The 12802-nt window shown below is 61.1% G+C and carries 5 protein-coding genes and 1 rRNA gene; 3 read left to right on the top strand and 3 right to left on the bottom strand.

What is annotated here, in order from left to right; genetic code table 11:
- Positions 1 to 35: 35 nt before the first annotated feature.
- Together EI969_RS29735 and EI969_RS29730 are read left to right on the top strand one after the other, a co-directional pair.
- The gene (locus EI969_RS29735) at positions 36 to 8348 is read left to right on the top strand and encodes a tandem-95 repeat protein (protein WP_305989815.1); all 8313 of its coding nucleotides are present in this window, start codon (positions 36 to 38) and stop codon (positions 8346 to 8348) included.
- 146 nt (positions 8349 to 8494) lie between these two features.
- Positions 8495 to 8833, top strand: coding sequence for a tryptophan synthase subunit beta (locus EI969_RS29730; protein ID WP_160390829.1), 339 nt, complete (start codon positions 8495 to 8497; stop codon positions 8831 to 8833).
- A 44-nt stretch (positions 8834 to 8877) separates the two neighbouring features.
- Here EI969_RS29730 and lapD read toward each other — a convergent pair whose 3' ends face one another.
- Positions 8878 to 10824 carry a cyclic di-GMP receptor LapD gene (gene lapD / locus EI969_RS29725; RefSeq protein WP_160390828.1) on the bottom strand — a complete coding sequence of 649 codons (1947 nt, stop codon included), beginning with the start codon at positions 10822 to 10824 and terminating at the stop codon, positions 8878 to 8880.
- A gap of 14 nt (positions 10825 to 10838) precedes the next feature.
- A complete protein-coding gene (lapG, locus tag EI969_RS29720) occupies positions 10839 to 11531 on the bottom strand; it encodes a cysteine protease LapG (RefSeq protein ID WP_160390827.1) in 693 nt (230 codons plus the stop codon).
- Positions 11532 to 11726: 195 nt separating this feature from the next.
- Between lapG and EI969_RS29715 the strand changes: the two genes are divergently transcribed.
- On the top strand, positions 11727 to 12416 hold the full coding sequence (locus EI969_RS29715; protein ID WP_160390826.1) for a GntR family transcriptional regulator: 690 nt from the start codon (positions 11727 to 11729) through the stop codon (positions 12414 to 12416).
- Between the two features lie 78 nt (positions 12417 to 12494).
- Here the strand turns inward: EI969_RS29715 and rrf are convergent.
- Positions 12495 to 12610 (bottom strand): 5S ribosomal RNA (rrf, locus tag EI969_RS29710).
- Between the last annotated feature and the right edge of the window lie 192 nt (positions 12611 to 12802).

Here is a 12802-nt window from a genome sequence, read left to right as displayed (position 1 = left end):
TCACCGACGGTTCCGGCAGCAACGTCACCTCGACCTTGAACATCAGCGTCACCCCGGTGGACGACAGCTTCACCGACCTCAGCGAAAACGTGACCACCGCTGAAGACGCACCGGTGAGCGGCAGCGTCCTCACCGGCACGAGCAGCGTCGATGGCCCGGTCAGCGTGGTCAACTTCACCATCGGTGACACCACCTACGCCGCCGGCAGCACCGCGACCATCACCAACATCGGCACCCTGGTCATCGGCGCCGACGGGGCCTACACCTTCACCCCGGCCGCCAATTACAACGGCACGGTGCCGACCGTCAGCTACACCGTCACCGACGGTTCCGGCAGCAACGTCACCTCGACCCTGAACATCAACGTCACTCCGGTCGATGACCCGAGCGTCCTGATCGCAGATACCAAGACCGTCGATGAAGACCACGTTGCAACGGGCAACGTGCTTGGCAATGACATCGATGTCGACAACGCTCTGAGTGTCGCGACATTCGCCATTCAGGGCGTCCCCGGCGCCTTTACCGCGGGTCAGGTCGCGACTATTGCCGGCGTCGGCACTGTGACGATTGCCACCAACGGCGATTACAGTTTCACCCCTGCCGCGAACTGGAACGGCGCGGTTCCACAGGTCAGCTACACCACCAACACCAACTCCACCAGCACGCTGAACATCACGGTCAACCCGGTCAACGACGCTCCAACCGTTAACTCCACCTCGGCCAGTGGTGATGAAGATCATGTGATCGCCGTGCAGCTTGGCGGCAGTGACATTGACGGCAGCGTCAACCACTTCACCCTGACCAGCCTGCCGGCCAACGGCAAGTTTTACGCAGACGCCGCCGGGACCATCGAGCTCACCAGCAGCAGCGTGATCTCCGCGACAGCCAATGGCGCGACGGTTTACTTCAAACCCACCGGCGACTGGAGTGGCACCACCAACTTCACCTACAGCTCGACCGACAACGGCGGCATGCCTTCCGCTACTTCGGCGACCGGCACCATCGTCGTTGCGCCAGTCACCGATACCCCGAGCCTGTCGCTGACCGGTGGCGGCATGGTTGCCTCGACCGACTTGCAGGAAGTCGCTGTCAGCGGTTCGACCCTCGACCTCGATGTCAGCAGGCTCGGCAACGGCGTCTGGCACACCGACAACCGCGGGGGCGCGGTCGAAATCGGCAAAGCCAGCGTCTACGGTGCCGGCGGCAATAACCAGGTCATCGAGCTTGAGCGTAATACCGGTGATGCGAGCAACCTCTACACCACTATCGATGCGAAGGCCGGCACCACGTACAACGTGTCGCTCGACTATGCACCGCGCGCCGGCGTAGATAATTCGCTGATCAACGTGTACTGGGGCAACCAGCTCATTGGCACCCTGAACACTTCGACCCCGGGCATGCAGCACTACAGCTTCGACATTCCGGTCACTGCCGATGGCAACCAGAAACTCGAGTTCCGCGCCGGGGACAGCAACAGCCTGGGCGGCGTGCTGGACAACATCAATGTCACTCAGGTGCTCAACTCCGGCCTTGAAGACAACGCGATCCTGTTGTCCACCATCCAGGCCCACACCAATGACGTCGACGGTTCGGAATCGCTCACTCTTACACTGAGCGGCTTGCCAGCGGGCGCCAGGCTCACCGATGGCACCCACACCTTCAATGCTGCCGACGGCTCGACGTCGGTGGACATTACGGGTTGGAACCTGTCCACGCTCAAACTGACACCGCCGACGAACTTCAATGGCGACATCCCCCTGACCGTGACGGCCACCGCCAAAGACGGCGATGCCCCGAGCGCAAGCACCTCGCTGCCACTGGTGGTGCACGTGGCTCCCGTCGATGACGCCAGTGTGCTGCAGGCGGACAGGATCACCGTCGAAGAAGATCACAACGCGGTCGGCAACGTGCTGACCAACGACCACGATGTCGATAATGCCCTGAGCGTCGCAAGCTTCAGCGTGAACGGAGTGTCCGGCACTTTCAGCGCTGGCCAGACCGCGACCATCGCGGGTGTCGGTACGCTGATCATTGCCAGCAACGGCGACTACACCTTCAAGCCGGCTGCCGACTGGAATGGCAACGTCCCACAGGTGACATACACCACCAATACCGGCTCGAGCAGTTCGCTGAACATCAGCGTTACGCCGGTCAACGACAACTTCACCGACGCCAACGAAACGCCCTCCACCCTGGAAGACACCGCCTTGAGCGGCAGCGTCCTTACCGGCACGAGCAGCGTCGATGGCCCGGTCAGCGTGGTCAACTTCACCATTGGTGATACCACCTACGCAGCCGGCAGCACGGCAACCATCGCCAATGTCGGCACCCTCGTGATTGGGGCCAACGGCGCCTACACCTTCACCCCGACCGCCAACTACAACGGCACGGTGCCGACTGTTACCTACACCGTCACCGACGGTTCGGGACCCAACGACACCTCGACCCTGAACATCAGCGTTACGCCGGTCAACGACAACTTCACCGACATCAGTGAAACGGTCTCAACCCTGGAAGACACCGCCCTCAGCGGCAGCGTCCTCACTGGCACGAGCAGCGTCGACGGCCCGGTCAGCGTGGTCAACTTCACCATCGGTGCGACCACTTACACCGCCGGCAGCACGGCGACGATCGCCAACGTCGGTACCCTGGTGATCGCGGCGAACGGCGCCTACACCTTCACTCCGGCCGCCAATTACAACGGCACGGTGCCAACTGTCACCTATACCGTCACTGACGGATCGGGACCTAACGACACCTCGACCCTGAACATCAGCGTCACCCCGGTTGATGACAGCTTCACCGATGCCAGCGAAACAGTATCGACCCTGGAAGACACCGCCCTCACCGGCAGCGTCCTCAGCGGCACGAGCAGCGTTGACGGTCCGGTCACGGTGGTCAACTTCACCATCGAAGGTGTGACTGGCACTTTCAACGCCGGCCAGACCGCGACCATCGCCAACGTCGGCACCCTGGTGATCGCAGCCAACGGCGCTTACACCTTCACCCCGGCCGCCAACTACAACGGCACAGTGCCGACCGTCAGCTACACCGTCACCGATGGTTCGGGAACCAACGACACTTCGACCCTGGATATCAGCGTTACGCCGGTCAACGATAACTTCAGCGACGCCAACGAAACGGTATCGACCCTGGAGGATACTGCCCTCAGCGGCAGCGTCCTCACCGGCACGAGCAGCGTCGATGGCCCGGTCAGCGTGGTCAACTTCACCGTCAGCGGGACCACTTACACCGCCGGTACCACGGCGACCATCGCCAACGTCGGTACCCTGGTGATCGCGGCGAACGGGGCTTACACCTTCACCCCGGCCGCCAACTACAACGGCACGGTGCCAACGGTCACCTACACCGTCACCGACGGTTCCGGCACGGACGACACTTCGACCCTGAACATCAGCGTCACGCCGGTCAACGACAACTTCGCTGACGCCAGCGAAACGCTATCGACCCTGGAAGACACCGCCCTGACCGGCAGCGTCCTCAGTGGCACGAGCAGCGTTGACGGTCCAGTCAGCGTGGTCAACTTCACTATCGAAGGTGTGACCGGCACGTTCAACGCCGGCCAGACCGCGACAATCGCCAACGTCGGCACTCTGGTGATCGCGGCGAACGGGGCCTACACCTTCACGCCTGCCGCCAACTACAACGGCACGGTGCCAACGGTCACCTATACCGTCACCGACGGTTCGGGACCGAACGACACCTCGACCCTGAATATCAGCGTCACGCCGGTCGACGACAGCTTCACCGACGCCAACGAAACGGTGTCGACCCTGGAAGATACGGCCCTCAGCGGTAGCGTCCTCTCCGGCACAAGCAGCGTCGATGGCCCGGTCAGCGTGGTCAACTTCACCGTCGGTGCGACCTCTTACACCGCCGGCACTACGGCGACCATCGCCAATGTCGGTACCCTGGTGATCGCAGCAAACGGCGCCTACACCTTCACCCCGGCCGCCAACTACAACGGCACGGTGCCGACCGTCACCTACACCGTCACCGACGGTTCCGGCACGGACGACACTTCGACCCTGATCATCAGCGTTACGCCGGTCAACGATAACTTCAGCGACGCCAACGAAACGGTGTCGACCCTGGAAGATACTGCCCTCACCGGCAGCGTCCTGACCGACACGAGCAGCGTCGATGGCCCGGTCAGCGTGGTCAATTTCACCATCGGTGCGACCACTTACACGGCCGGTACCACGGCGACCATCGCCAACGTCGGCACCCTGGTGATCGCAGCCAACGGGGCTTACACCTTCACTCCGGCCGCCAACTACAACGGCACGGTGCCGACCGTCACCTATACCGTCACCGACGGTTCGGGACCTAACGACACCTCGACCCTGAACATCAGCGTTACGCCGGTCGACGACAGCTTCACCGACGCCAATGAAACGCTCTCCACCCTGGAAGACACCGCCCTGACCGGCAGCGTCCTCAGCGGCACCTCGAGCGTCGATGGCCCGGTCAGTGTGGTCAACTTCACCATCGACGGTGTGACCGGCACGTTCAACGCCGGCCAGACCGCGACCATCGCCAACGTCGGTACCCTGCTGATCGCGGCGAACGGCGCCTACACCTTCACGCCTGCCGCCAACTACAACGGCACGGTGCCAACGGTCACCTACACCGTCACCGACGGTTCGGGTCCCAACGACACCTCGACCCTGAACATCAGCGTCACGCCGGTCGACGACAGCTTCAGCGACGCCAACGAAACAGTGTCGACCCTGGAAGACACCGCCCTCACCGGCAGCGTCCTCAGTGGAACGAGCAGCGTCGACGGCCCGGTCAGCGTGGTCAACTTCACCATCGGTGCGACCACTTACACGGCCGGCAGCACGGCGACCATCGCCAACGTCGGCACCCTGGTGATCGCGGCGAACGGGGCTTACACCTTCACGCCTGCCGCCAACTACAACGGCACGGTGCCGACTGTTACCTACACCGTCACCGACGGTTCGGGACCCAACGACACTTCGACCCTGAACATCAGCGTTACGCCGGTCGACGACAGCTTCAGCGACGCCAACGAAACGGTGTCGACCCTGGAAGACACCGCCCTCACCGGCAGTGTCCTCTCCGGCACGAGCAGCGTCGATGGCCCGGTCAGCGTGGTCAACTTCACCATCAATGGGACCACTTACACGGCCGGCAGCAGCGCGACCATCACCAACGTCGGCACCCTGCTGATCGCGGCGAACGGCGCCTACACCTTCACCCCGGCCGCCAACTACAACGGCACGGTGCCGACCGTCACCTATACCGTCACCGACGGTTCGGGACCGAACGACACCTCGACCCTGAACATCAGCGTCACGCCGGTCGACGACAGCTTCACCGACGCCAATGAAACGCTCTCCACCCTGGAGGACACCGCCCTGACCGGCAGCGTCCTCAGTGGCACGAGCAGCGTTGACGGTCCGGTCAGCGTGGTCAATTTCACCATCGGTACGACCACTTACACGGCCGGCAGCACGGCGACCATCGCCAACGTCGGTACCCTGGTGATCGCAGCCAACGGCGCCTACACCTTTACCCCGGCCGCCAACTACAACGGCACGGTGCCGACCGTCACCTACACCGTCACCGACGGTTCCGGTACAGACGACACTTCGACCCTGAACATCAGTGTCACACCGGTCAACGACAACTTCACCGACGCCAGCGAAACGGTCTCGACCCTGGAAGACACCGCCCTCAGCGGCAGCGTCCTCACTGGCACGAGCAGCGTCGACGGCCCGGTCAGCGTGGTCAACTTCACCGTCAACGGGACCACTTACACCGCCGGCAGCACGGCGACCATCGTCAACGTCGGTACCTTGCTGATCGCGGCGAACGGCGCCTACACCTTCACCCCGGCCGCCAACTACAACGGCACGGTGCCGACGGTGAGCTACACCGTCACCGACGGCCTGGGACCCAACGTCACCTCGACCCTGAACATCAGCGTCACCCCGGTCGACGACCCGAGTGTGCTGGCTGCCGACCTCAAAACCTCCCTCGAGGACAAGGTCGCCACCGGTAACGTACTGACCAACGACCGCGATGTGGATAACGCCCTCACCGTGACCAAGTTCACGATCGGGGGCACCGAGTACACCGCAGGGGGCACTGCCACCATCGCAAACGTGGGCAGGCTGACTCTGGGCGCCAACGGCGAATACAGCTTTACCCCGGCCGACAACTGGAGTGGCAAGGTTCCGACTGTGACCTACACCACCAACACCGGTTCGAGCACCACGCTGGACATCAGCGTGACTGCGGTCGCGGATACACCGATCGTGACTTCCACCGCGACCCAGGTGGCCGAGAACAGCAGCATTGCGTTGGGCTTGAAGGTAACGTCGGCGGACACTGATGGCTCTGAAACCCAGACCATTACTTCGATCTCCGGCATCCCGGCGGGCGCGACCCTGACCGATGGCACGCACACCTTTACCGGCACAACCGGTAGCGGCGTCGTCAACCTCAGCGGGTGGGATGTCAGCAAGTTGAGCTACACCCCGGCACCGTACGCCACCGGCACCAACACGCTGACCGTCACGGCAGTCTCGACCGAGAGCCAGGGTGATTCGGCCAGCAATACGACGCAGATTCCGATCACGATCAATCCGGCGGTCTACAACCCGCTCACTGCCACCTCAGGCAACGACACAGTCACCGGCACCAGTGGCAATGACATCATCGTGTCGGATATCGGCGGGCTGACGGTCTCACCAGGCCAGAACTACAACATCGCCTTCATGGTCGACAGCTCGGGCAGTATGGGCGACAGCTCCATGGCGGCGGCGAAGAAGTCTCTGGAGGCGGTGTTCACTTCGCTGATCGCCAGTGCAACGTCGAAAGACGCGAACCCGGGCGTTGTGAAGGTGTTCCTCGTCGACTTCGACACGACGGTCAAATCATCGATTTCGATCGACCTGTCCAGCAAGGATGCCCTGGCGAACTTGAAGTCGGTTCTGGACGGCATGAAATCGGGTGGCTACACCAACTACGAGGACGTGTTCAAGACCACCGCCAACTGGTTCTACAGTGCTGATGCGAAGAGCAACCCGAACGCGATCAATCTCACCTACTTCATTACCGACGGTGAACCAACCGCTTATACCAGCAGTGAGCAGACCAACCCGGTCGTCGTCAACTACAAGAGCGGCACGGACCTGACTCTGGACAGCCTGTTGAAGGTGGGTGACTACAGGCCTGGCTATGCGTTCTCCAAAATGATCGACGGTGTCTCACGCTTGTTGGTCGATGCCAATGGCTCCGTTTACAAATGGACTGTGGACTCCAAGAACAACTGGACCTCTTCCAAGATCAATGGCGTAACACTTCATGCGCAAGGTGACGGCACTTATGAGCTGTCGGCCAACGATGGCGATGGTTACGTCGACTGGACCAGTGCCAACAATGCCGCAGCGGCATTTGCCCTGCTGGCGGCTGCCAACTCGACGGTGCAGGCCATCGGCCTGAACAACGAGGTCAAGGAAAGCGATCTGGCCCCCTACAACACCACCGACGGCAAACCGTTGGCCAATATCAATCCTGCGGATCTGGCCAACGCGATCCTCGGCCACAGCGAGGCCACGCTACCGGGCAAAGACACCGTCAACAGCGGTGATGGCAATGACATCATCTTCGGCGACCTGGTCAGCTTCAACAGCGTCACCGGCGAGGGTTACGCCTCGCTGCAGGCTTTTGTCGGGCTGCAAACCGGGGTCGAAACCAACCAGGTCACACCAAGCAACGTGCACCAGTACATCACCGAGCACTACACCGTGTTCGATGTGTCTGGCGCTCAAGACGGTGCCGATACACTGCTGGGCAATGCCGGCAATGACATCATCTTTGGCCAGGGCGGCGACGACAAACTCTACGGCGGCGCCGGCAATGACATCCTGCTTGGCGGGACCGGCAACGACTTGCTGGACGGTGGCGACGGCAATGACCTTCTCTTGGGCGGCAAGGGCAATGACATCCTGACTGGCGGTTCCGGTGGTGACACCTTCGTCTGGAAAGCGGGCGACACCGGCAGCGACGTGATCAAGGACTTCAAGGCCAGCGAAGGCGACCGGATCGACCTGCGCGATCTGTTGCAGGGCGAAACCGGCAGCACCATCGACAACTTCCTGAAGATCACCACGGTCGATGGCGTGTCGTCGCTGCAGGTCAGCACGACCGGCCAGTTCAACTCGGGCAACGCCGCAGCCGCCACACCGGATGTGACGATCAAGCTCGAAGGCAACAACTGGTCCAGCGCCAACCTGCACAACCTGATAGCCGGTAGCGACCCGACCATCAAGATCGATCACAACAACAGCTGATGCGTGAAAGCGGCCGCTCCTTATGGGGCGGCCGTCACGTTTGCACCTACTGCCCGGTGACGATTTCGTCGCTGCGCCACATACTGGCGTGCAGTTGACCTATGCTGCTGACAGCATGACGCTGGTTCAATTCTGAGGGACTCTCAATGTTTTACGTGCAACGCGATGCGCAGGGCCTGTTGGTACGTGTGGAACCCGCCGCCTATGCCGAGGCCACGGAAACGCTGCCGGCCGACAATCATGAAATCCAGACCTGGTTTGCCAACGCGGCGGTAGAGAACAGCCTCAAACAGCTCAAGCAGAGCGACTTTGAAATGATTCGGGTACTCGATGACCTGATTCAGGTGCTGACCCAGAAAGGCGTGATCCGCGTCACCGACCTGCCGACGGCGGCCCAGGCCAAACTCATGGACCGTAACCAGGCCCGTGAAGCCCTGGGTGGCCTGAGCCAATTGATCGATGACGAAGAGACCGGGTTGATCTGACGCACCCCGCGATCATTCCCGAGCGTTGCGTGGGAGCAATCAGATCAGCTCCACGGCTTGGGCTCGCCGAACAACTGCCCCTGCACACCGTATAGCCCCATCTCGCGAATCACCGACAACTCGCCTTCAGTCTCGACCCGCTCGGCAATCAGCGGCAAATCAATGCTGTGCGCCGCTCGCTGGATTGCCTCGATGAACAGGCGCTTGTCACTCTCCAGATCGATCGAGCGAATGTAACTGCCATCGATCTTCAGGTACGCCAGCCCCAGGCGTGCCAGGTTGCCGATCATGCTGAAGCGTCCGCCAAACCGTTGCAGGCTCAGGGAGAAGCCGAGTTCGCGCAGACGCCGGGTCAACTGCTCCAGCACCGCCTGGTCAGGCAGTTGCTCTTCGCCGATTTCCAGGGTCAGGCGCGGGCCGAGGTTGGAGTGCGCACGCAGTATCTCGAAGATTTTGTTCTGCGCCTGCGGATCGCTCAAGGTAGCCGACGACAGGTTCAGCGCCAGCGATTCCTCATGCTCGCTCATTTGCTCCAACACTCGCTCGAGCATCAGCCGGTCCAGGCGCGCGGTCCAGCCGAAGCGCTCCAGCCATGGCAGAAAGCGTCCGGCGGGAATGGTCTGGCCGTGTTCGTCGAGCAATCGCGACAACACTTTGTAATGCAGGACCAGTTGCGTGTCCTGGGCGGCCACTACCGGCTGGAAATACAGCTCGAAGCGCCGCTGTGTCAGCGCCTGGTCGAGCATGCGATGCCAGGCGTGGTGATCATCACCGACAGTGGCCGAGAGGCTGTGGTCGATACAGGCCCAGTTCTGCTCACCCTGGCCTTCGGCCTGCGCCAGCGCCTGATCACCCAGGCTGAGCACGGTTTGCGGCGAGTCGCCGTGAGCAAAAGGCGCCAGGCCGATAGACGCCACGGCAGGCACATCAGTGGCGCCGGTAGCGTGCAGGCTGGCCAGGGCGCTGTCGAGGTTTTGCGCCAGTTGCAGCGCTTCTTCGCGCACCAGCCCCGGTGCCAGCACGGCAAATTCGCCACCGCGGATACGGGTGACCAGATTCTGGGTTTCCGGGTATTTGGCGCACTCGCGAGACAATTGCTCACCGACGGCCTTGAGCACTTCATCGGTGCGTTGGCCACCGAGACGCTGGTTGAGACCGGCCAGATCCTTGACCCGCAATAGCAGCAAGTACCCGGAACTGGCCTGCTCCGGGTTGCTCACCCGCGCATTGAGCTGCATCTCGAAATAACGCCGGTTGGCCAACCCGGTCAACGAGTCCTGATAAGACTCGACCCGCAGCTTTTCACTGCGCTCGGCCTGCTCCTGAAACAGCGCCTTGAGCTTTTCGACCATCTGGTTCATGGCCTGCACGACCCGACGAAGTTCGGGGGTGCGCGGCAGCTCCGGCAGGCTGAGGAATTCTCGCCGGGCAATGGCGTGGGATTGTTGGACCATGTAATCCAGCGGTCGCAATTGCTGACGCAGCAACAGCGCGCCGAGCACCGCACTGACCGCGCCGCACAGCAGCAACCAGCCGAGGCTGCCCAAAGCGCTCTGCCACAACTTGGCCAGCGCGAACATCGGATGGCTGACCACCTCTACCCGGGCGGCCTGCTCCCAGCCGCGGCTGACGATCGCGTCACCACCGGCAGGCTCCAGGCCGATCAGTTTGACGAACCAGTCCGGCACGTTGTTGACCGCCGGAATGCCCGTGCGCTCAACCAGGGCCTGGTCGGTCTTCAGATCGACCACCCGAATGCTCGCGTAGTAACCGCTGTCGAAGATCGAGCTGACCAGCAACTCGACCATCGCCGGGTCGTCGATGTTCGGGGTCAGGGACAGCGCCAGCGCCGTCGCCGCGTCCTGGGCGTGGGAGCGCAACTGATTGACGTACTGAGTGCGTGAGCTCTCCAGGCTGACCATGAAACTGCCGGTGAAGGCGACCACCAGGAACAGACAGATAGCAATCAACAGCTGTTTGAACAAAGACATCTGAGCGTGTGCTCCTAGTTAGTCGTCTCGACCGGGAATCCTTCGGCCTGCATTTTCTTCAACACATCCTGCCAGCGTGACAGACGCTTGGTATCGCCGACCTTTTTGTTGCCCTTGGCACCCGGCAACCACAACCCTTCTGCATTGAAAGAGTAGACCGGCAGCAAATCCTTTCGTTGGCTGGCCGGCTTGATTGCATCAATCAGACTGTCGAGCACCAGGGGCTCGGCCTCCGGACTCGAATAGTAGGTCAGCACCATGTGCGCGCGGTTCTGAGTCAGTGCCTTGACGTAGGTAATACGCAGCTTTTCACTGGCTACACCGAGGTGACGCAGGCTGAAGTACTTGGCAATAGCGTAGTCCTCACAATCGCCGGCGCCCTTCCAGAGTGCTTCGATCGGGGTTTCCCAGTAGTCGACTTCATGCCACAGATCGATGTCTTCAACGTATCGCAGTTGTTTGTTGAAGAAGCGATTGACCACATTGAGCTGTTCCGACTCGCCGATCTGCTTCTGACTGGCCAACAAGTATTGCCAATCATTAATGCGTTGCTGACCTTCTCCCAAAGGCCCGTACAATGCCTGCGCCCGCCGGCTGATCAGGGAAAAATCCCAATCTGCACTCAAGCTGCCCAGCATCACGCCAGCCAGCAGCAATGCGCTACACAGCCAGCGTAAAATCCGGGGGATCGTTAAACATGCCGCCAATGCGAGGCATCCTGGATGGGCAGGAGGGAGTCGTTCAAATGGTGAAGGTTAGACCGGAAAAAGACAATGGCACGGTGAGATCATTGGCGGCGCGCTAAACTGCAGAAAAGGCACTCGTCGCTTGTTTGACAAGGCGTCAGGCAATCACTAGTGTCATTTGGATCCAAAAAATTTTCAACATTCAGGGTGCGTTTAGTGACACAAAAGCCCAACCCTCTCAGCAGTATCAAGGTCAACGGGCCGATTCCCGCACATCTGGCACGCTCGGTGATCGAAGAAACCCTGCGCGCGGCCATACTCGACGGGCGCATACCTTGCGGTGCGGCCTTGCGCCAGCAAGATCTCGCCGACCTGTTCGGCGTCAGCCGCATGCCTGTACGCGAAGCGCTGCGCCAACTCGAAGCACAGGCGTTGCTCACCGTGATTGCCCACAAGGGCGCCATCGTCGCGCCTCTGGTCCAGGGCGACGCCGTGGAAACCTACGCGCTGCGCATCCTGCTGGAATCCGAAGCCCTGCGTCTCTCGGTGCCATTGCTCGAGGACGAAGATCTCGAACAGGCCGCCCGTTACATCGACGAACTTGAAACGCAAAACGACTACACCGAAATCGGCCGGCTCAATCGCCTGTTTCACATGGCGCTTTATAGCCGGGCGCCCAACCGTCGGCTGTTGAGACTGGTCGAAGACGGCCTGAACGAGGAAGAACGCTTCCTGCGTTTCAACCTGGAAGCCATGGGCCTGGGCAAACTGTCCCAGGACGACCACCTGGCCCTTTTGCGGGCTGCCCAGGACCGCGACGTCGAACTCTCCGTCAAGCTGCTCGAACATCACCTCAATCGTGGGGTAGAGGTCATTACCCGCTACCTCAACAGCCCTGAGCCCTGAGCAAAATCCAGGCTTTTCAGTACCCCTGAAACGACAAAACCCCTGTCTGCGTTAGCAGACAGGGGTTTTGGAATTCAATCTTGACGATGACCTACTCTCACATGGGGAAACCCCACACTACCATCGGCGATGCATCGTTTCACTGCTGAGTTCGGGATGGGATCAGGTGGTTCCAACGCTCTATGGTCGTCAAGAAATTCTGTGTGCCAGTCCGTCTGTAGCGACGTGCCAGCGAATTCTTGATGTTTCTACTTTAAAGACAAAACCCCAACTGCTTTCGCAATTGGGGTTTCGGAATTTAATCTTGACGATGACCTACTCTCACATGGGGAAACCCCACACTACCATCGGCGATGCATCGTTTCACTGCTGAGTTCGGGATGGGA

This window comes from Pseudomonas sp. PB101 (assembly GCF_009764265.1).
Classification (GTDB): Bacteria; Pseudomonadota; Gammaproteobacteria; order Pseudomonadales; family Pseudomonadaceae; genus Aquipseudomonas.
Note: the sequence above shows the minus strand (reverse complement) of the source record. Positions and strands in the feature narration are given on the sequence as shown.